Source organism: Variovorax trehalosi (assembly GCF_051216415.1).
Taxonomy (GTDB): domain Bacteria; phylum Pseudomonadota; class Gammaproteobacteria; order Burkholderiales; family Burkholderiaceae_C; genus Variovorax.
The window spans coordinates 364712-383692 of the sequence record NZ_JBPJZG010000007.1 but is presented as its reverse complement, the minus strand read 5'-3'; the positions used below and the strand labels follow the sequence as shown (position 1 = coordinate 383692).

The window sequence follows — 18981 nt, the reverse complement described above, 5'->3', positions numbered from 1 at the left end:
GATCCAGAAGGCGGGCTTCGACCTGATCTGGTTCGGCATCTTCATCGTGCTGCTGGTGGAAATCGCCGAGGTCACGCCGCCGGTGGGCTTCAACCTCTTCGTGCTGCAGAACATGACAGGCAAAGACAGCAACGTGATCGCCAAGGCGGCGATTCCGTTCTTCTTCTGCCTGGTGCTGTGCATCGTGCTGATCACGCTCTTCCCCAGCATCGTGACGATCCTGCCCGACGTGGTGATGGGCAAGGAGCGCTAGTCATGACGCATCCCTTCCGCTTTGCCCCGCCGCTGCAGGAGCGATGTCGACCCTGCGGGGGAGGAACCACGCGTACTTGACACGCATTGCCGGCATTCGCCGCCGCGCTTTCGAGCGCAGGCAACTCACAAACCAAGACTGTCACACATCATGGAAAAGAAGACTCGAACATCCTTCAGGCTCCTGGCCGTTTCGTCCGTTGTCGCAGCCTTCGTCGCCGGCTGTGGCGGCGGAGGTGGCGGAGGCGGCGTCGACCCGGCCACGCTCGCGGCCATCGCCGCGGCGAATTCGGCAAACACGGCGCCGCCCCCATCCCCGCCTCCGCCCCCGTCTGTGCCGCCCGCGCCGCCACCCGCGATCCAGGCCAAGTGCGCGATGGACAGCACCGTGACGGCGTCCTACGAGGAACAGCGCCTGCCCAACAAGCTCTCCAGCAGCGACGCCCTGAGCTTCTCGCAGCAGCTTCTGCAGGCCAGCGGATTCGATAAGTTTGGCCCCGATTTCGCCGCGAAGCTGTGCAACAACGGCATGGCTGGCGCATCGAGCTACGACGAGGCGGTGACGCTGCTCAGGAGCGAGGGCGCGAAGCTCTGGCAGGCCGCGCTGGACCGCGTTCAGGGGCGCGTCGTGCAGGGCACCCTGCCCAAGAGCGACGACCGCATGCTGTACTGGGCGCGCCTCATGATGACGCTGGCACTGCGTCAATGGAAGCCCGACTTCCCGCTCGCGGACGACCAGCGCGCCGCATTGCAGAACGAGTTCGAACGCGCCTCCCGCGGCCAGTACGCCATCGATTTCCCCGAGGGGCCGCAGTACAAGCGCATTCTTGTGAGCGGCTTCGATCCGTTCACGCTGGGTGCCGCCGGCAAGGACGGGCAACTGGGGATGCTCAAGGGCAATCCTTCGGGGGCGACCATCCTGTCACTGGACGGCAATACCGTGGCGCTGGCCGATGGCACCACGGCGGTGATCCACACCTTCATCCTGCCCGTCAACTACGGACCCTTCATTGCCGGCATGCAGGAGGACACGCTGGGGCCGTGGTTCAAGCCCGGCAGCAAGCGCGTCGATGCGTCCGTCACCATGAGTCAAGGGCGTTCCAGTTTCGACCTAGAGCACTACAACGGGCGCTATCACTTCGCGAACTTCGAGGGCAACGACAACTTGAATCCGCCCTGCGAAGGCGAAGGTTTCCCTGCGACGCTCGAGTGCGACATCAATCCACCGCAGCGGTGGTTGGGCTATGCGCCTTCGCCTTGGCGCAAGGATGCACCGCCGCAGTTCGTCGTCGCAACCTTGCCGTTCCAGAAACTCATCGATGCCAAAACCGGAGCGGGCCTGGAAGGAGACGGTTGGGCCGTGGCTCGGAATGACGACTACGACGTCACGCCATGTACCAAGGCAGCCTCGGACACGGAAGCGGCTTACAACCTGGCCAAGGCGAACGAAAAGGCGGCCCTCGACGCCTACTATGCAGCCTCGGCGGCGGACAAGCCGGCCGCGCTTCAAAAGTACTTCGAAGCGTATGGCGTCGCCCAGGCGGCTGCCAGGCCAAGTCCCCTGGAAACCAACTGCGCACTCAATGGCGGCGGAGGCAACTATCTCTCCAACGCCAGTGCCTATCGCAACACCTTGATGCGCGACATTTTTGGGCTCACCATTCCGGCAGGCCATATCCACACGCCGACCATGCAGACGCCAAGCGGAGTCACCAGTGCGGGCTTCGAGGCCAATCGCGACAAGATCGTCGCGCAGTCACGCAATCTGATTTTTGCGCTGGCGAAAAGCCTGGCAACGTCGCCCGCACCTTGATTTCCAGAAGGAAGACCATGAAATTCGCGACCCTCATATTCATTCTCGGTGGCGTTGCCGCCTGCAACACCGCGCTGGCCCAACCGGTCGGCGGGTTCTACCTGTTCAAGCACAAGGAGAGCGGCAAGGTCGTGTGTTACCAGCAGGTCATCAACTCCGACTGGGACCGGGTGTCCGGCCCGTTCCAGGACAGCGACTGCAAGATCGAAGAAAAACCGAAGACGCGGCGCAGCGACCTCCCCGCCAGCCCGCTCGACCTGGCACCCAAGAAATAGCGGCATCCAATAGCGGCACCCGCCGGGAAGCTTTTCTGCGGTAACTTCGGGCCCATGACCCCCTCGAAGTCACCCAGATCCTCCCCGCCGCTGCATGTGTTGCTCACCGGCTTCGACCCCTTCGACCGCGAAGCCATCAACCCCTCATGGGAGGCCGTGCGCGCCCTCGATGGCGCGAAGATCGGCGGTGCGACCGTGCATGCCCGCCAGATGCCCTGTGTCTTCGGTGACGCTATCGAGGCGCTGGCCAACGCCATGGACGAACTGAAGCCGCAACTGGTGCTCTGCGTCGGCCAGGCCGGCGGACGCTCGGAGATCACGCCCGAGCGCATCGCGATCAACATCGACGACGGGCGCATCGCCGACAACGCGGGTCACCAGCCGATCGACCTGCCGGTGGTGGCTGGCGCGCCCGCCGCGTATTTCTCGACGCTGCCGATCAAGGCCATCGTGCGCGACCTGCGCGCTGCCGGCATTCCGTCTTCGGTGTCGAATAGCGCGGGCACCTTCGTCTGCAACCACATCTTCTATGGCCTGATGCACCGCATCGCGACGCATCCCGTGCCCGGCTTGCCGGGCTTGCGGGGTGGCTTCATCCACATTCCCTACCTGCCCGAGCAGGCGGCGCGCTTTCCGGGTGCGCCGAGCATGTCGCTCGCCACGATGACCGAGGCGCTGCGGATCGCGGTCGCCACCGCGCTCGCGGTGAAGCAGGACGTGGCCGAGACAGGCGGCCAGCTGCACTGAGCCCTTTCAGGCAGACGGAAACGTCTTCGCGAGCCAGGCGTTCAACGCCGCGTTGACGAATTCAGGCTTCTCCATCGTCAGCATGTGGCCGCACTGCGGCACCCACACCACCTCGACCTGCGGCAGCAGTGCCGCCATCTCGCGCGTGTGCTCGGGCGGCGCGAGCTTGTCGTCGTCGCCGCACATCAGCAACACCGGTGCGCGCAGCGAGACCAGGTGGGTGCGCGCATCGGGGCGTCGCATCACCGCGCGGTTCTGGCTGATGAGCTGGGCCGTGCCGGCGCCCAGCACGATGTCGAGATAGCGCCGCACCAGCACCGGGTCGTCGGCCTGCGTGGGATGGAAGGCGAAATAGACATTCGCCTCGATCACGTCGCGGGCCTCGCCGCGTTCGAAGAGTTCGACGGCGCCCTCGCGCAGCGTGAACATCTCGGGCGTCTCGGGCCGCGCGCTGGTGCCGAGCAGGGCGAGCCCGGCGATGCGTTCGGGCGCCTGGCGGGCCGCTTCCATCGCGACCATGCCGCCCATCGAGGCACCGCAGAGCACCAGCGGCCCCGCGTGCTCGCGCAGCACGGCCGCGGCCATGGCTTCGATGGTGTCGTTGCGCGTCTGAACGTCGCTCACGCGGGCGTCGAAGGCGGGGGGAAGGGCCGGCCGCTGGGCCTCCCAGAGGCGCTCGTCGCAGGCGAGGCCGGGCAGCAGAACAAGGTGGGGCATGGGGCGATTTTGCGCGATCTCGGAAAGCCGGCAGAACGGTATAGGTCGCGGCATAGGTCGCGGCATAGGCTTCATGGCCAGCAGCCATTGCGGGTCTTGATCGACATACTTTCCGGCGCTGCGCGATGCACTCCGCGCGCGCATTCGTGCTTCATGTCGAGGACAACAAATGAACCTGGTTCAACGCGTGCAGGACATCCTGCTCAAGCCCAGGGCCACCTGGCCCGTGATCGACGCCGAGCCGGCCGATGCCGCTTCGCTCTACAAGAACTACGTGATGATCCTTGCGCTCATTCCGGCGGTGGCGAGCTTCATCGGCCTCTCTGTGGTCGGCCTCGGGATGTTCGGCGTCAACTTCCGCGTGCCGATCGTCGCGGGGCTTGCCAACATGGTGGTGGGCTATGTGCTGTCGCTGGTGATGGTGTTCGTGCTGGCGCTCATCATCGATGCCATGGCGCCGACCTTCGAGGGGACCAAGAGCCAGATCAGCGCGCTCAAGCTCTCGGCCTATGCGAGCACGGCGGGCTTCGTCGGCGGCATCTTCAGCCTGCTGCCTTCGCTGTCGGTGCTGGGTGCAGTGGCTGCGCTCTACGGCATCTATCTGCTCTACCTGGGCCTGCCGGTGCTGATGAAGTGCCCGCCCGACAAGGCCATTGCGTACACCGCGGTGGTGGTGATCTGCGCCATCGTCGGTGGCTTCGTGATCGCCTGGGTGCTGGCGCTGCTCACGCCGTCACCGGCGCGCGTCGGGATGGGCTTCGCAAGCGAGGCGGTGGCGGCTGTGCAACAACTGGCAGCCGCAAAAACCTGAGCGTCACGCGCTCGGTGGAAAATGGGCGGCAATGCCAACGCCCAAACCCGACACCACCACCGACATCATCCTGATCCGTCACGGCGAAACCGCCTGGAACCGCGAGTTGCGCTTCCAGGGGCATGCGGATGTGCCGCTCAACGACATCGGCCATGAACAGGCCAGACGCATCGGCCTGCGCCTGGCGGGCGAGACGGCGCAGCAGCTGATCAGCAGCGACCTCATGCGCGCCCAGCAGACGGCGGCCCCGGCGGCGCTGCAGCTGTCGCTGCCGGTGGTCACCTCGGCGGGCTTGCGGGAGCAGTACTTCGGCATCGTCGAAGGCATGCGCTCCGACGAGATCCAGAGCCTGCATCCACGCGCGTGGGAAGAGTGGCTGGAATTCCGCGAAGACCACGCGATGCCCGAGGGCGAGACGGCGCGCGAATTCCATGCGCGCATCGTCGCGGCGCTCGGCACGATTGCCACCGCCCACAAGGGACAGCACCTGATCGTCGTCACCCATGGCGGCGTGCTCGACATGGTGTGGCGCACCGCGAAGGGGCTGAGCCTGAGCGGACCGCGCCAGAGCGATATTCCCAATGCGGGTTTCAACCGCATCCGCATCGCCGACCCGGCGGCGCCGGATGCGATCGAGATCGTCGAGTGGGCCGACACGCGCCACCTCGCCGACCTGCCGCCGCAGCCGACGTACGACCAGACGCGACATCTCAAGAGCAAGGACTGAGGCCCTCGGCCTCGACCTCTCGTCAGCCGCAGCTGCCCGCCTTCGGCACGCGCAGCAGCGGCACCCCGGCCCCCACGCCCGTGGGCTTTCCGCCATCGACCGCGAGCTGGCCGTTCACCAGCACCGTGACCACGCCTTCCGACAGCAGGGTCGGCTGTGTGTACGTGGCCTTCGCCGCATAGCGCGCCGGGTCGAACACCACCACGTCGGCGTAGTAGCCGGGCCGCAGGTGTCCGCGCTGCTGCAGGCCCAGCGTGTCGGCCGTGAGGGACGAGCTGCTGCGGATGAACTGCCCCATCGAAATGGTGCGCTCCTTCACCACGTACTGGTCGTACTTGCGCGCGAAAGTCCCGTAGGCGCGCGGGTGGCCCTGCGACGAATCGGAAGAGGTCATGACCCACGGCCGCTTCATGAACGTCCGCACGTCGTCGTCGCTCTGGTTGAACGAGGCGATCATCAGGTCGCCGTCGCGCAGCACCGCGATGGCAGCGTCCACCGGATCGGCGTTCGCGCCCTTGGCCACGTCGGCCAGCGTCTTGCCGACGTACTTGGTGCTGCCGGCGGAAAACAGGATGGTGTCCGGCCCGCCGCGCAGGCGCAGGTTCTCGCGCATGCCGGTGCGAAGACGCTCCTGCACGGCCGCATCGTCGAAGCGTTGCAGCATCGCCGCGCGGCCGCCGTCGACTGCCCACGGCGGCACCAGCGCGGCGGAGAAGCGCGTGCTCGAAGCCGTCCAGGGATAGTGGTCGGCCGTGATGTCCAGGCCCGCGGCGCGTTCCTTCTCGATGCGGCGGATGATGTCGCCGCTCTGACCCTGCACGTCCACGCCCAGTGCCTTGATGTGCGCCACATGCACCGGCAGGTGCGCCTCGTGGCCGATGCGTATCACCTCGTCGATCGCACCCTTCAGGCCGATGTTGTACATCGACTCGTCGCGGATGTGGCTGTCGTAGAGGCCCCCGTGCCGGGCGGCGATCTTCGCGAGTTCGATGACCTCCTCGGTCTTCGAGAAGTTCTGCGGCGGATAGAAAAGGCCGGTCGACAGGCCCAGCGCGCCTTCGCACATCGCGCGGCCCACATGCTGCTTCATGGCCTCGAGCTGCGCGGGCGTCGGCGCGCGGTTGGCCTCGCCGAGCTGGTCGAGGCGCACCGGCCCGAAGCCCACGTACATCGCGACGTTGGTGCCCACCGGCGTGGCGCGCAGGCGCTGCGCCTGCGCCGCGATGTCGAAGCCACCGAAGCCGTCGTTGCCGATCACCGCGGTGGTCACGCCTTGCGTGAGGAACGGAATGTTCAGGCGCTTGTGTGCATCGGTGGAATGCAGGTCGGTGTCGGCGTGCGTGTGCGCATCGATGAAGCCCGGTGCGACGACCATGCCCTTCGCAGCGATGACGCGCCGCGCCCTGAACTGCGCGGGTGCAGCCTTGCCCGCGAAGACGATGCGGTCGCCCACGATGCCGACGTCACCCACGACCGGCGTGTCGGCATCGCCTGTGTAGACGGTGCCGCCGCGCAGCAGGAGGTCGAGTTCGACAGGGCTGTCGGTGGCGGCGTGAAGTGCGGGTGGGAGCGGAGCGAGGGCCGCGAGCACGGCCAGCATGACCAGGGACTTCTGCATGGGGGAGAGGAATCGAGTCGGAGTGGTGCGGCCAGTTTAGGAGTCGCATCCGCGCCGCCGCTAATTCCTTTTGCGCCACCTCCCATGACGGGAAGGCATGGCTGCGGCCTTCGCAATCAGCCGCGCAAGGGAAGGCTCGCGGCGAGTTGCCCGAGGCCGAGCCGTGCATAAACGGCTCCCGTCTGCCGCCGCAGCCTCAGCGACTCGGGCTGGCCGTTGAGCTGCTGCTGCAGGATTCCCTGTGCCGCGGCGAGCGTGGACTCGCTGCCGGTGCGCACCAATGCATCGAGGTACACCTGTTCGAACAGGTCGCGTTGTGCATGGCTGCCACCGATCTCGATCATGCGCGGCAACGCGACGCCCAGACCGTCGATGGCGCCCGTGAAGTCGCCACGCGCATGGGCCACGAGCCCGTGCGCGGCCGGCACGCAGACGCGCTGCCATGCGGCACGCGTGGAAGGCGGTGCGCCGGGTGCGAAGGCCTCGATGTTGCGCAGCAGCGCATCAGCCTCGGGCCGCCCGGCGCGCGCGAGACCGTAGAGGTATTGCAGGTCGAGAAAGGGCAGCACATGGTCGGCCTGCCGCTGCAGCAGGTAGCCGGCCACGTCGTCCCAGCGTTTGCCCACGTCGATGCCTGCGAGCTCCAGCCGCGCGAGCAATGAGACCGCGCCGATCTGGTCCTGCGAGTAGTCCTTGACCACGCCCCAGGCATGCACGTCGTACACCGCGAGCGCCTCGGCATCGCGGCCCAGGTCGATCAGGAACAGCGCCACGTGCCACCAGTTGTGCGTGACCATAAAGGAGTTCAGACCGGTCCAGGTGTCGCTCACGCTCTCCATGAACGCCAGCCCTTCGGCGAGTCGGCCTTCGGTGAGCATCACGTGCGCGAGCGCATGGTGCGCCCACGGCTCCTTGCGGCACATGGCGATGGCCCGACGCGCACTGGCCTCAGCCTCGCGCATCAGGTGGCACTGCTCGTAGCCGAAGGCCGCCATGCCGTGCACGTAGGGCACGTCGGCGGTGGAAGGCAGCACCGCGAGCGCGAGCCGCAGCATGCCGGGGCAGTCGCCGGTGTTGAAGCAGTGGTACTGGCCGAGCTTGACCGAGACGAGGTCGCGCGGAAATTCGCGCGCCTGCTCCGCGTGCAGCGCAATGGCGCGGGCGATGTCGCCATCGGCCCATGCCTCGATGGCGGCGATGTAGCGCTGCTCGCGCGGTGTGGCACGCGCGACGCCGGCCCGGGCTTTCGCAAGGAACGGCCGCGCATTCGCCACGGCATCGCGCGATTCGGCGAACAGGTGCAGCGTCGCGCAGTACGCCTGCACGATGGGGCTCGCATCGGTGTCGCCCAGCGCGATGAGATTGACGGCGCGCGCCTCGGTCGAGATGAAGCCCATGACGAAGTCGTCGACCAGCGCGAGGCTGACGGGGTCGTCGAGGGTGAGCGGATTGCCGAGACTGTCGGCGACTGGCGGATTTCCAGAGGGCATGGCGGCATGGTGCCATGCCCCCGGGGCACCGGGAAGGGCTTCAAACCCCGGCCTGCTGGTGCCGGTACTCCTGGGTCTTTCCGCCGTAGCCGTAGGCGGCGCCGCGCGCATCGATCACGTGGATGTACGACACCTCGTGCAGGTCGGGCCGGATCTTCGCCATGGCGGCGTGCACCTCGCGCAGGTAGCGCGCCTTCTCGGCCTTGGTGTTGGTTTCGTCGGTGATGCTGATGTCCAGGTGAAAGGCCGACTTGCCCAGCGACGCCAGCGTCTGGCCGCCGATGAACCAGGCGTCGGCGGCGATGTACTGCACCGTGATGGCGATCACAGGCAGTTGCTTGCCGAGCACGCTCTGCGTGAGTTCGGCGACGGTGTCGACGGTCTTTCGGGTGAGGGCTGCGTCGGGTTCGCCGGAGAGGTGGACAACGATGTGGGGCATGGTGGACTCCTGTGGAATGAATGAACGATGGGGTGATTGTGGGATTCCGATGGTCATCGGAAAAGCGGGAAGATATGATGGCATCCATCGGTTCAACGGATGGATAGCGCCATGCAGACCTTCGACCTCGAACAACTTCGCACCCTGGCCGCGGTGATCGACGCGGGCAGCCTCACGGCCGCCGCGCCCCGCGTGTTCCTCTCGCAGTCGTCCGTCAGCGAGCAGATGCGCAAGCTCGAGGAGCGGGCAGGGCAGTCGCTGCTCACGCGCAGCAAGGCCGGCGTCGCGCCCACCGAGGCGGGCACGCGGCTGCTGGCGTATGCGCGGCGCATCCTCGCGCTCAGCGACGAGGCGTTTCGCGACCTGCACGGCGAAACGCTGCAGGGCGAGCTGAGGCTCGCCGTGACCGACTACTTCCGCCCCGGCGATCTCACGCAGCTGCTGGGGCGCCTGGGCGAAAGCTATCCGCAGGTGCGCCTGAACGTGACCATCCTGAAGAGCGACGCGCTGCGGGCCGCCTATGCGCACGGTGACTTCGACGTCGGCCTGGCGATGGACATCGCGAGCGCGTCGTCGTCATCCTCGGCACAGGGCGCCAAGGCCTCGCTGATCCGGCGCGAATCGCTCGCATGGCTGGGCGCGACCGGCCTGCGCGTGGCGCGGGGCGAGCCGGTGCGGCTGCTCGCGCTGCCGGACACCTGCTCGTTGCATCAGTTCACCGTGGCGCTTTTGCGGCGGCGGCGCGTGCCGTATGTGCTCGCTCACGTCGCGTCGGGCGTGGCGGGCTTGCAGTCGGCGCTGGCTGCGGGGCTGGGGGTCGCGTGCCTGAACGAATCCGCGGTGTGCGAAGGTGTGACCCGGCTGGCGCCGCCGCACGGCCTGCCGGCCTTGCCCAAGGTTGCGTTCCAGTTCCTGCCTGGGCGCCGGGGCGAGACGGGTTTCGTGACCCGGGCCCGCGAGATGCTGGCCACCCACTTGGTGTGAGGCGGCCCGGGTGGCGCGGGATTTGCGTCATACCCGCCATGGACGCGCCACAACCCAACAACCTGCCGGATCTGCTGCGCCATTCCCGTTTCGATGACGCGCAGGCGATCTTTTCGGGCACTTTGTTCGTCGCCATCGCCATGATGCTGTTCGGCCAGGCGGGCCTGCTCACGGGCGGCACGGCGGGTGTCGCGTTCATCCTGCACTACGCAACCGGCGTGAGCTTCGGCAAGCTGTTCTTCCTGGTGAACCTGCCGTTCTACTGGTTCGCCTGGCGCCACATGGGCCGGACCTTCACGCTCAAGACCTTCTCGGCGATCGCGCTGCTGTCGGTGATGACCGATTGGGCGCCGCGCTACCTGTCGATCGATTCACTCCATCCGGCTTTTGCTGCGGTGTTCGGCGGCCTGCTGCTGGGCACGGGCTGCCTGTTCCTCGCACGTCACCGCGCAAGCCTGGGCGGCGCGACGGTGTTGACGCTGTACCTGCAGGAAAAGCGCGGATGGCCCGCCGGCAAGGTGCAGATCGGCATCGACTGCACGGTGGTGCTGCTCGCGCTGTTCGTGATTCCACCGCAGCGCGTGGGATGGTCGGTGCTGGCTGCGGTGGTGATGGGGCTCTTCTTGTGGATCAACCACAAGCCGGGGCGTTACGCGGCGACTTGAGTCGGTCGCGTGTTCAGGACATGAGCGCCGCCCTGAACAACGCGCTTCCTAGCGCGAAGGCACCACAGGCCAGGGCCGCTGCAACTCGCGAATCTGCTCGAACGCACGCGACACGCGCAGCACACCGAGGTCGTCGAACCGGTGCCCGGCAATCTGCAGCCCGATCGGCAATCCGCCCGCCGAGTACCCGCAGTTCACCGAAGAGGCCGGCTGCTCCGACATGTTGAACGGCACCGTGAAGCCGATGTGCTCCAGCGGCCGCAGCGGATCGTTGGTGGGCGACGGCGCCTCGGCCGCGGCAGGCATGTTCGGCGACACCGGTGAGATCACGTAGTCGAAGCGCGCGCACGCCTGCACCGCCGCCACGCGCGTCGCATGGAACTGGCTGAAGCTGCGGAACACATGCTCGCCGCTGAACTCGACCGCGCTCTCGGCCCACTCGCGGATGTAGGGCAGCACCTTGGCGCGCTGGTCGGCGCGCAGGGCCTTCATGTCCACGAGCGAGCGCATGCGCCACAGGTGGTCCATGCCGTCGAGCATGGCCTGCGACATGAAGGGCTGCATCGTCTCGACGACCGCGCCGGCTTTTTCGAACAGGCGCGCGGCGTGTTCGACGGCCGTCTGGATCTCGGGTTCGACCGCGAGGCCGCAGCCCGCATCGAGCAGCAGCCCGATGCGCAAGCCGCGCAGATGGTCGGGCGACACGTCGAAGGCCGCCCAGTCGATGTCCTGCGCCGGCAGGCTCATGCTGTCGCGCGCATCAGGCCTGGAGAGCGCCTGCATCATCAATGCGGCATCGCCGACGGTGCGGGTCATCGGCCCTGCGGCGCGGCCCATGTAGGGTGGATCGATCGGAATGCGGCCCAGGCTCGGCTTGAGCGTGAAGATGCCGCACCAGCTCGCGGGCAGCCGCAGCGACCCGCCGATGTCGGTGCCCAGGTGCAGCGGGCCGTAGCCTGCTGCAGTCGCGGCGCCAGCACCGGCGCTGGAGCCGCCGGGCGTCTTGCCGAGGTCCCACGGGTTGCGCGCCAGCGTGTGGAAGCTCGAGAGGCCCGATGACAACATGCCGTAGTCCGGCATGGTGGTCTTGCTCACGATCACCGCGCCGGCTTCCTTCAGGCGCGCGGCCGGCGGTGCATCGGCAGTGGCGGGCTTCAGGTCGACGGCGGCCGTGCCAGCCGGCATCGGGTCGCCGCGCGTGGCGATGTTTTCCTTGATGGTGGTCGGCACGCCATCGAGCGGGCCGAGCGCATCGCCGCGCTGCCAGCGCGCCTCCGAAGCGCGCGCCTGTTCGAGCGCGGCCTCGGGACGGAACAGCCAGGTGGCCTGCAGGTGCGGCTCCCAGCGCTCAATCTGCGCGATCACGGCCTGCGTCACCTCGACCGGCGACAGGCGCTTGTCGCGGTACGCGGCCGAGAGTTCCTGCGCGGACAGGTCGCTCAATGAAGGGGCATCGGACACGGTGACGCTCATCCCCAGGACAGGGCCGACAGGTCGTTCACGAAGATCGGGTTCTCCTTCCAGAGGCCCTTCACGTTCTTCTTGGCGATCGTCGGGAACTGCGGCTGGTACAGGAAGCCGTTGGCGGCGTCGGCGGCCAGCATCTTCTGCGCATCGCCCAGCAGCTTGTTGCGCTCGGTGGCATTGGCGGTGGACTTGATCTTGTCGAACAGCGTGTTGAAGGCCTTCGACTGGTAGCCCCAGTAGTAGTCCGACTTGGCGTAGTTGCCCAGGTCGAAGGGCTCGACGTGCGAAATGATCGACAGGTCGTAGTCCTTGTTGCCGTAGGTGCCGCTGAGCCACTGCGCCCACTCGACGTTCTGCACCTTCACCACGATGCCGATCTTGGCGAGCTGGGCCACGATCACCTCGCCGCCCTGGCGCGCGTAGGGCGGTGGCGGCAGCGTCATCTTGAGTTCGAGCGGCGTCTTCACGCCGGCTTCGGCCAGCAGCTTCTTGGCCTTCTCGATGTCGAAGGGATTGACGCCCGTGGTGTCGACGAAGCCCGCCGCGCCCGGCACGTAGTGGCTGCCGATTGGCACGCCCAAGCCGTCGGCGGCGCCTTCGATCACCGCCTTGCGGTCGATGGCCGCGAGGATGGCGCGGCGCACGCGCACGTCGTCCAGCGGCTTTTTCTGGTTGTTGATCGAGAGAATGGTCTTGGCACGCGAGCCGGCCAGGATCACCTGGAACTGCGGGTTGGCCTTGAACTGCGGCACCACGCGCGTGCCGATGCGGGTGAACACATCGACGTCGCCCGCCATCAACGCGGCCGCCTGCGCGGCGGTGTCGGCGATGAAGCGGAAGGTCACCTTGTTGATCTTGGCGGTGGCGGGGCTGCGGAAGCCCTCCCACTTGCTCAGCGTGAGCGAGGAGCCCTTGGCCCAGGCGTCCAGCTTGTAGGGGCCGGTGCCGACCGGCTTGGTGGCGTTGCCCTCGGCGCTCTTGGGCTCGACGATCACGGCCGTGGCCTGGCCGAGCACGAAGGGCAGGTCGGGGTCGATCTCCTTGTTGATGACCACCACGGTGTAGTCGTCCACCACCTGCGTGGCGAGGTTGGCGAAGGTGCGCTTGTCCTTGTTGGTGCTCTTCTCGCCGCCGGCGCGGTCGAACGAGAACTTGACGGTGGCCGCGTTGAAGGGCTCGCCGTTCTGGAACTTCACGCCGCGCCGGAGCTTGAAGGTGTAGGTCTTGAGATCAGGCGAGATTTCCCAGCTCTCGGCCAGGAGCGGCGTGACGCTGCCATCGGCATTGATCTTGGTGAGCGTCTCCAGGATGTTGTATTGCACGATCTCGGCAATCGCCGCGGCGGCGCCGGCCGTCGGGTCCAAGCCCGGTGGCTCGAGCGCCATGCCGATCACGATGGCGTCCTTCCGCCCTTGGGCCATGCCGGCCAGAGGGGTGGCCAGCGCGACGGTGGCGCCGGCGGTGGTGAGGAGGGTGCGACGGTTCAACATACTTGGGTATCTCCGGAAAACGGCCAGGGGTCGAATGACTGCTTGGGCGCCTGCCGTGCCCCGAAGGGAGGCGCGGCGCCACGAAAGACAAGGCACGCAGCACGAAAGATGCCACCTGCGCAGCAGATCATTCTCTCGCAGCGGGTGGGCCGGCGCCTGGCCTGCAGGGCGGTTTTTCCTCGGGACGTTCCCGGATACCGCAGGGCTTTTCGCGTCTGTCGTCAGGCCCAGTACAGGGCGGCGATGTCGTTCACGAAGATCGGCGCGTCCTTCCAGAGACCGCGCAAGTTGCGCGACGCCACGGTGATGAACTGCGGCTGGAAGAGGAAGACGTTGGCCGCGTCCTCGGCCAGCAGCCGCTGTGCATCGCCGAGGTGGCGCAGCCGGTCGGCTGCGCGCGGCGCATTGCGCGCCTTGTCGAAGGCCTCGTTGAACTTGGCCGACTGGTAGCCCCAGTAGTACTCGGGCTTGGTGTAGTTCACCAGGTCGAAGGGTTCCACGTGCAGGATCAGCGAGAGGTCGTAGTTCTTGTTGCCGTAGGTGCCGCTCATCCACTGCGCCCATTCGACGTTCTGGATCTTCGCGACGATGCCCACCTTGGCGAGCTGCGCGGCAATGAGTTCGCCCCCCTGCCGCGCATAGGGCGGGGGCGGCAGTACGAGCTCCAGTTCGAGCGGCGTCTTCACGCCGGCCTCGGCCAGGAGCTTCTTGGCCTTCTCCACGTCGTAGGCGTTGATGCCCGTGGTGTCGATGTAGCCCGGCGCGCCCGGCACGTAGTGGCTGCCGATCGGAATGCCGCGCCCGTCCACCGCTGCTTCGATGACGGCCTTGCGGTCGATGGCCGCGGAGATGGCGCGGCGCACGCGCACGTCGTCCAGCGGCTTGCGCTTGTTGTTGATGGCCAGGATGGTCTTGCCGCGCGAGGCATTGAAGACGACTTGGAAGCGCTTGTCGTTCTGGAACTGCGGCAGGCTGCGCGACACCGAGGCATGCGGGAACAGATCGACGTCGCCCGAGAGCAGCGCGGTGGTCTGCGCGGCCGGCTCCGAGATGAAGCGGAAGCTCACCTTGCGGATCTGCGCGGCATCGGCGTGGCGATAACCGTCCCACCTGGCGAGCACGATGCTCGAGCCCTTGGCCCAGTTGTCCAGGCGGTAGGGGCCGGTGCCGACGGGCTTGGTGGCGTTGGTCTCCACCGTCCTGGGCTCCACGAGGATGGCCGACGCCTGGCCGAGCAGGAACAAGAGGTCGGGCTCGATCTCCTTGTTGATCAGCACCACGGTGTGTTCGTCGAGCACCTGCGTGGCGATGTTGGCGAAGGTGCGCTTGTCCTTGTTGGTGCTGGTGGCCGCGGCCGCGCGGTCGAACGAGAACTTCACGCTCTGCGCGTTGAAGGCCTCGCCGTTCTGGAACTTCACGCCGCGCTTGAGCTTGAAGGTGTAGGTCTTCAGGTCGGGCGAAACCTCCCAGCTCTTGGCGAGCAGCGGCGTGACGCTGCCGTCGGAATTGATCTTGGTGAGCGTCTCGAAGACGTTGTAGAGCACCACCTCGGAAATCTCGGCGCCGGCCTTGGCGGTGGGGTCCAGGCCCGTGGGTTCGAGCGTGAGGCCGATGACCAGCGAATCTTTTTTCTTTTGCGCGAAGGCGCCGATCGGCAATGCGAGCGGCGTCAGGGCTGCGGCGCTGGTGGCAAGCAAGGTGCGTCGTTTGAGCATGGAGCGGTGTCCTCGGTGGCCTCGGGAAGGGGCAAGCATCATCCGCGAGACCGGTGCCTGCGCGCAACCAGATGCTTATGACCGACTCATCCTACGAAGCGTCGGCGACGCTCCGGTGTCAGGCCGCGAGCAAGGTGCCGCCGGTGGGCGTGCGCGGCACCGCGTCGAGGAGCGTGCGCGTGTACGGGTGCTGCGCGTTGCGGAACAGCTCGCCCGGCGGGCCCTGTTCGACGATGAGGCCCTTCCACACCACGCACACGTCGTCGCACAGGTGGTTGACCACCGCAAGATCGTGGCTGATGAGCAGGTAGCTCACGCCGAACTGCTGCTGCAGGTCCTGCATGAGATTGAGCACCTGCGCCTGCACCGACACGTCGAGCGCGCTGACGGGCTCGTCGGCGACGATGAGCTTGGGGCGTGTGATGAGCGCGCGTGCGATGGCGATGCGTTGTCGTTGTCCGCCCGAGAATTCGTGCGGATATTTGTCCATGTCGGTCGTGCGCAGGCCGACGGCTGCAAGCGATTCGGCGGCGAGTTCGCGTTGTTCCTGGCGCGATGCTTCTGCCAATGCCTCGAGCGGTTCGGCGACGATGCGTGCGACGGTCTGGCGCGGATCGAGCGAACCATACGGGTCTTGGAAGACCATCTGGAAATCGCGGCGTGCGGTGCGCAGTTCGCTCTTGGGCAATGTATGCAGATCACGGCCGAGCAGCTTCACGCTGCCCGAGGTAGGGGTGTCGAGCGCCATCACGAGGCGTGCGATGGTCGACTTGCCCGAACCCGATTCGCCGACGATGCCGACGCTGCGGCCGGCTTGGACCTTGAAGCTCACGCCGTTGAGCGCCTTGACGGTCGGCGGCGGGCCGAAGAGTTTTTCGCGCGGCAGGTCGTAGTGACGCACGAGGTCGGTCACCTCCAGCAACGGCGAGCCGAGGGTGGATTCACTCATGGGGCAACGGCGGCTTCCACCGCGATGTCGTCGAGCCGGATGCATCGCACCGCATGGTCGTGCGGCAGCATCGCGGGCGCTGGCCGCGTGATGTGGCAGGCGTCGATCGTGTAGCCGCAGCGGCCCGCGAACGGGCAGCCCTTGGGCAGGTCGACCAGCTCGGGCACGCTGCCGCGGATGGTGGCCAGGCGCACGCCGCGCGGTGCGCCGAGCGCGGGACGCGCAGCGAACAGGCCTTGCGTGTAGGGGTGGGCGCGGCGGGCGAACACGGCCTCGGTCGGGCCGCTCTCGACCACGCTGCCGCCGTACATGACGAGCATCTTGGAGACGGTCTGCGCGATCACGCCCAGGTCGTGCGAGATCAGGATCAGCGCCATGCCGCGCTCTTGCACCAGGCTCTGGATGAGTTCGAGGATCTGCTTCTGGATGGTCACGTCGAGCGCGGTCGTGGGCTCGTCGGCGATCAGCAGGTCGGGGCCGCAGGCCAGCGCCATCGCGATGCCGATGCGCTGGCGTTGACCGCCCGAGAACTGGTGCGGATACGCATCGAGCCGCGAGGCGGCATCGGGAATGCCCACGCGCTCCAGCAGCGCGAGCACTTCCTTGCGCGCCTCGGCCTTCGAGAGCCCGCGATGCAGCCTGAGCGGCTCGCCGACCTGGCGCACGATCGTGTGCACCGGATTCAGCGCCGTCATCGGCTCCTGGAAGATCATGCCGATGCGGTTGCCGCGGATCTGGCACATGTCCTTTTCGTCGCGGCCGACGAGCTCGGTGTCGTCGAAGCGGATGCTGCCGGTGACCTTGGCGTTCGACGGCAGGAGCCCCATGAGCGACATCACGGTGATCGATTTGCCGCAGCCCGACTCGCCCACGATGCCCAGCGTTTCGCCGCGCTCCAGCGTGAAATCGATGCCGCGCACGGCCTCGGCCGGGCCGCGCTGCGTTTGCAGTTCGATGTGCAGGTCCTTGACTTGGAGCAGAGGCATGTCGCTTACCTTGCGCGCGCAAGGCGCGGGTCGAGCAGATCGCGCAGGCCGTCGCCCAGCAGGTTCAGGCCCAGCACCGCCAGCGCGATGGCCATGCCGGGGAACACGGCGAGCAGGGGCGACTGGAACATCATCGTCTGCGCTTCGCTGAGCATGCGGCCCCATGACGGTTGCGGCGGCTGCGTGCCCAGGCCCAGGTAGGAGAGCGCGGCTTCGGCCAGGATCGCGATGGCGAAGCGGATCGTGATCTGCACGATCAGCACCGCCGAGATGTTCGGCAGCACGTGCTGCATCGTGATCGAGAACGCGCCCTTCCCGCAGGCGCGCGCGGCGGCGATGTACTCGCGCGACCAGATCGCGTTGGCCGAGGCGCGCGTGATGCGCGCGAAGGTCGGGATGTTGTAGATGCCGATCGCCACGATGGCGTTGACGATGCCGGCGCCGAACACGGCCGTCATCATGATCGCCGAGAGGATCGCGGGGAATGCGAGCGAGAAGTCGGTCAGCCGCATGATGGCTTCCTCGACCCAGCCGCGCTTCGCGGCGGCGAGCAGGCCGAGCGCGGTGCCGACCACCAGGCCGATGCCCACCGCGATCACGCCCACGAGGATGGACGCGCGCGCGCCCACGAGCAGCAACGAGGCCACATCGCGCCCGTAGGTATCGGTGCCCAGCCAGTGCGAGCCGGTCGGCGGCTTGAGCTTGTTGGCCATGTCCATCTCGTAGGGCGACCAGGGCGTCCAGACGAGCGAGAGGGCGGCGGCCAGCAGAAGCAGCAGCGTGAGCACGCCGCCGATGACGAAGCTGCGGTGGTGCAGCGCGCGGCGCCAGAAGCCCGGCACCTTGAGCGCGGCAGCGCTCGGGACGGCGACGCTGCTGCTCATATGTCGCTCGCCTTGATGCGCGGATCGATCACGGCATAGAGCACGTCGACCACGAAGTTCACGATGACCACGAGCGCGGCGAGCAGCATCACGCAGTTGCGCACCACGATCAGGTCGCGGTTGCTGATGGCCTGGAAGATGAGGCGGCCCAGGCCCGGCAGGTAGAACACGTTCTCCACCACGATGGTGCCGGCGAGCAGTTCGGAGAACTGCATGCCCATCACCGTGATGACCGGGATCATGGCGTTGCGCAGCACGTGGGTCCACAGCACCATGCGCTGCGACACGCCCTTGGCGCGCGCGGTGCGAACGAAGTCTTCGCGCATCACTTCGAGCACGGCCGAGCGCGTGATGCGCGCAAGGATCGCCGCCTGCACCACCGCGAGAGACAGCGCCGGCAGCAGCAGCGATTTGAGGCCCGCGAAGATGCCTTCGCCCCAGCCCTCGAAGCCGCCGGCCGAGAACCATTGCAGCTGCACCGAGAACACCAGGATCAAGAGGATCGCGAACCAGAAATTAGGGATCGCGATGCCGACCTGCGCCATGCCCATGAGGCCCACGTCGCCGAGCTTGTTGTGGCGCGCTGCGGCGGTCACGCCCACCAGCAGCGCGATCACCACCGTGAGGGCCATTGCCATCATGGCGAGCGGCACGGTGAGCGCGAGGCGCTCGAGGATGAGGTCGAGCACCGGCGAGCTGTAGGCGTAGCTGTCGCCCAGGTTGCCGGTGAGCAGGCCCCCGATCCAGTGCCAGTAGCGCGTCCACGCGGGCTGGTCCAGGCCCAGCTTGGTGGCCAGCGCCGCGACGGCGTCGGGCGAGGCGTCGGGGCCCATGAGCATCTGCGCGGCGTTGCCGGGCAGGATCTCCAGGACGAGGAAGACGATGACCGAAGCGCCGATCAACGTGCCGATCAGCGTGGCGAGGCGCTTGAATAGAAACAGACTCATGGGGC

19 protein-coding genes are annotated in these 18981 nt (G+C 67.2%); 8 read left to right on the top strand and 11 right to left on the bottom strand.

All coding sequences use genetic code 11. The annotated features are described in order from the left end of the window. The 4 genes from ACSFA7_RS26585 to pcp all read left to right on the top strand — a co-directional run. Positions 1-253, top strand: a 253-nt coding sequence (locus ACSFA7_RS26585) for a TRAP transporter large permease subunit (protein WP_435502114.1), incomplete at its 5' end; no start/stop codon positions are given. 150 nt (positions 254-403) lie between these two features. Continuing rightward, positions 404-2065 carry a hypothetical protein gene (locus tag ACSFA7_RS26580; RefSeq protein WP_435502113.1) on the top strand — a complete coding sequence of 554 codons (1662 nt, stop codon included), beginning with the start codon at positions 404-406 and terminating at the stop codon, positions 2063-2065. A gap of 17 nt (positions 2066-2082) precedes the next feature. Continuing rightward, positions 2083-2340 (top strand): hypothetical protein, encoded by a 258-nt coding sequence (locus ACSFA7_RS26575; RefSeq protein WP_435502112.1) that lies wholly within the window; start codon positions 2083-2085, stop codon positions 2338-2340. A 54-nt stretch (positions 2341-2394) separates the two neighbouring features. Further along, positions 2395-3087: a pyroglutamyl-peptidase I gene (gene pcp / locus ACSFA7_RS26570; RefSeq protein ID WP_435502111.1), complete on the top strand. Its 693-nt coding sequence runs from the start codon at positions 2395-2397 to the stop codon at positions 3085-3087. 6 nt (positions 3088-3093) lie between these two features. On the opposite strand, the gene ACSFA7_RS26565 is transcribed toward pcp, so the two are convergent. Further along, positions 3094-3804 carry an alpha/beta fold hydrolase gene (locus tag ACSFA7_RS26565; RefSeq protein WP_435502110.1) on the bottom strand — a complete coding sequence of 237 codons (711 nt, stop codon included), beginning with the start codon at positions 3802-3804 and terminating at the stop codon, positions 3094-3096. Positions 3805-3973: 169 nt separating this feature from the next. Between ACSFA7_RS26565 and ACSFA7_RS26560 the strand changes: the two genes are divergently transcribed. Both ACSFA7_RS26560 and ACSFA7_RS26555 read left to right on the top strand, forming a co-directional pair. Next, on the top strand, positions 3974-4615 hold the full coding sequence (locus ACSFA7_RS26560) for a Yip1 family protein (protein ID WP_435502109.1): 642 nt from the start codon (positions 3974-3976) through the stop codon (positions 4613-4615). 31 nt (positions 4616-4646) lie between these two features. Next, on the top strand, positions 4647-5342 hold the full coding sequence (locus ACSFA7_RS26555; RefSeq protein ID WP_435502108.1) for a histidine phosphatase family protein: 696 nt from the start codon (positions 4647-4649) through the stop codon (positions 5340-5342). 22 nt (positions 5343-5364) lie between these two features. On the opposite strand, the gene ACSFA7_RS26550 is transcribed toward ACSFA7_RS26555, so the two are convergent. The 3 genes from ACSFA7_RS26550 to ACSFA7_RS26540 form a co-directional block, all read right to left on the bottom strand. After that, positions 5365-6960 (bottom strand): N-acyl-D-amino-acid deacylase family protein, encoded by a 1596-nt coding sequence (locus tag ACSFA7_RS26550; RefSeq protein WP_435502107.1) that lies wholly within the window; start codon positions 6958-6960, stop codon positions 5365-5367. Positions 6961-7076: 116 nt separating this feature from the next. Beyond that, positions 7077-8450: a tetratricopeptide repeat protein gene (locus ACSFA7_RS26545; RefSeq protein WP_435502106.1), complete on the bottom strand. Its 1374-nt coding sequence runs from the start codon at positions 8448-8450 to the stop codon at positions 7077-7079. Between the two features lie 40 nt (positions 8451-8490). Then, a complete protein-coding gene (locus ACSFA7_RS26540; RefSeq protein WP_042582792.1) occupies positions 8491-8889 on the bottom strand; it encodes a tautomerase family protein in 399 nt (132 codons plus the stop codon). A gap of 111 nt (positions 8890-9000) precedes the next feature. Between ACSFA7_RS26540 and ACSFA7_RS26535 the strand changes: the two genes are divergently transcribed. Further along, on the top strand, positions 9001-9873 hold the full coding sequence (locus tag ACSFA7_RS26535) for a LysR family transcriptional regulator (protein WP_435502105.1): 873 nt from the start codon (positions 9001-9003) through the stop codon (positions 9871-9873). Positions 9874-9911: 38 nt separating this feature from the next. Beyond that, positions 9912-10538, top strand: a complete 627-nt coding sequence (locus ACSFA7_RS26530; protein WP_435502104.1) for a YitT family protein — start codon at positions 9912-9914, stop codon at positions 10536-10538. Between the two features lie 48 nt (positions 10539-10586). Here ACSFA7_RS26530 and ACSFA7_RS26525 read toward each other — a convergent pair whose 3' ends face one another. The 7 genes from ACSFA7_RS26525 to ACSFA7_RS26495 all read right to left on the bottom strand — a co-directional run bounded on the left by ACSFA7_RS26525 (position 10587) and on the right by ACSFA7_RS26495 (position 18976). Next, positions 10587-12011 carry an amidase gene (locus ACSFA7_RS26525; RefSeq protein ID WP_435502103.1) on the bottom strand — a complete coding sequence of 475 codons (1425 nt, stop codon included), beginning with the start codon at positions 12009-12011 and terminating at the stop codon, positions 10587-10589. Then, positions 12008-13495 carry an ABC transporter substrate-binding protein gene (locus tag ACSFA7_RS26520; RefSeq protein WP_435502102.1) on the bottom strand — a complete coding sequence of 496 codons (1488 nt, stop codon included), beginning with the start codon at positions 13493-13495 and terminating at the stop codon, positions 12008-12010. The genes ACSFA7_RS26525 and ACSFA7_RS26520 overlap by 4 nt, the downstream gene beginning before the upstream one ends. A gap of 221 nt (positions 13496-13716) precedes the next feature. Then, entirely contained in the window at positions 13717-15210 is a 1494-nt protein-coding gene (locus ACSFA7_RS26515) for an ABC transporter substrate-binding protein (RefSeq protein ID WP_435502101.1), read from the bottom strand. A gap of 118 nt (positions 15211-15328) precedes the next feature. Next, on the bottom strand, positions 15329-16159 hold the full coding sequence (locus tag ACSFA7_RS26510; RefSeq protein ID WP_435502100.1) for an ATP-binding cassette domain-containing protein: 831 nt from the start codon (positions 16157-16159) through the stop codon (positions 15329-15331). Next, complete coding sequence (locus ACSFA7_RS26505) at positions 16156-17145, bottom strand: ABC transporter ATP-binding protein (protein ID WP_435502099.1); 990 nt, start codon at positions 17143-17145, stop codon at positions 16156-16158. The genes ACSFA7_RS26510 and ACSFA7_RS26505 overlap by 4 nt, the downstream gene beginning before the upstream one ends. 5 nt (positions 17146-17150) lie before the next feature. Continuing rightward, entirely contained in the window at positions 17151-18029 is an 879-nt protein-coding gene (locus tag ACSFA7_RS26500; protein WP_435502098.1) for an ABC transporter permease, read from the bottom strand. Next, positions 18026-18976: an ABC transporter permease gene (locus ACSFA7_RS26495; RefSeq protein ID WP_435502097.1), complete on the bottom strand. Its 951-nt coding sequence runs from the start codon at positions 18974-18976 to the stop codon at positions 18026-18028. Before ACSFA7_RS26495 ends, ACSFA7_RS26500 begins: the two co-directional genes overlap by 4 nt. Positions 18977-18981 lie beyond the last annotated feature (5 nt).

Excerpts from the sequence above, each read along its gene's own strand:
- ACSFA7_RS26580 (WP_435502113.1), top strand. The coding sequence starts at position 404 with ATGGAAAAGAAGACTCGAACATCCTTCAGGCTCCTGGCCGTTTCGTCC.
- ACSFA7_RS26575 (WP_435502112.1), top strand. The coding sequence starts at position 2,083 with ATGAAATTCGCGACCCTCATATTCATTCTCGGTGGCGTTGCCGCCTGC.
- pcp (WP_435502111.1), top strand. The coding sequence starts at position 2,395 with ATGACCCCCTCGAAGTCACCCAGATCCTCCCCGCCGCTGCATGTGTTG.
- ACSFA7_RS26565 (WP_435502110.1), bottom strand. The coding sequence starts at position 3,804 with ATGCCCCACCTTGTTCTGCTGCCCGGCCTCGCCTGCGACGAGCGCCTC.
- ACSFA7_RS26560 (WP_435502109.1), top strand. The coding sequence starts at position 3,974 with ATGAACCTGGTTCAACGCGTGCAGGACATCCTGCTCAAGCCCAGGGCC.
- ACSFA7_RS26555 (WP_435502108.1), top strand. The coding sequence starts at position 4,647 with ATGCCAACGCCCAAACCCGACACCACCACCGACATCATCCTGATCCGT.
- ACSFA7_RS26550 (WP_435502107.1), bottom strand. The coding sequence starts at position 6,960 with ATGCAGAAGTCCCTGGTCATGCTGGCCGTGCTCGCGGCCCTCGCTCCG.
- ACSFA7_RS26545 (WP_435502106.1), bottom strand. The coding sequence starts at position 8,450 with ATGCCCTCTGGAAATCCGCCAGTCGCCGACAGTCTCGGCAATCCGCTC.
- ACSFA7_RS26540 (WP_042582792.1), bottom strand. The coding sequence starts at position 8,889 with ATGCCCCACATCGTTGTCCACCTCTCCGGCGAACCCGACGCAGCCCTC.
- ACSFA7_RS26535 (WP_435502105.1), top strand. The coding sequence starts at position 9,001 with ATGCAGACCTTCGACCTCGAACAACTTCGCACCCTGGCCGCGGTGATC.
- ACSFA7_RS26530 (WP_435502104.1), top strand. The coding sequence starts at position 9,912 with ATGGACGCGCCACAACCCAACAACCTGCCGGATCTGCTGCGCCATTCC.
- ACSFA7_RS26525 (WP_435502103.1), bottom strand. The coding sequence starts at position 12,011 with ATGAGCGTCACCGTGTCCGATGCCCCTTCATTGAGCGACCTGTCCGCG.
- ACSFA7_RS26520 (WP_435502102.1), bottom strand. The coding sequence starts at position 13,495 with ATGTTGAACCGTCGCACCCTCCTCACCACCGCCGGCGCCACCGTCGCG.
- ACSFA7_RS26515 (WP_435502101.1), bottom strand. The coding sequence starts at position 15,210 with ATGCTCAAACGACGCACCTTGCTTGCCACCAGCGCCGCAGCCCTGACG.
- ACSFA7_RS26510 (WP_435502100.1), bottom strand. The coding sequence starts at position 16,159 with ATGAGTGAATCCACCCTCGGCTCGCCGTTGCTGGAGGTGACCGACCTC.
- ACSFA7_RS26505 (WP_435502099.1), bottom strand. The coding sequence starts at position 17,145 with ATGCCTCTGCTCCAAGTCAAGGACCTGCACATCGAACTGCAAACGCAG.
- ACSFA7_RS26500 (WP_435502098.1), bottom strand. The coding sequence starts at position 18,029 with ATGAGCAGCAGCGTCGCCGTCCCGAGCGCTGCCGCGCTCAAGGTGCCG.
- ACSFA7_RS26495 (WP_435502097.1), bottom strand. The coding sequence starts at position 18,976 with ATGAGTCTGTTTCTATTCAAGCGCCTCGCCACGCTGATCGGCACGTTG.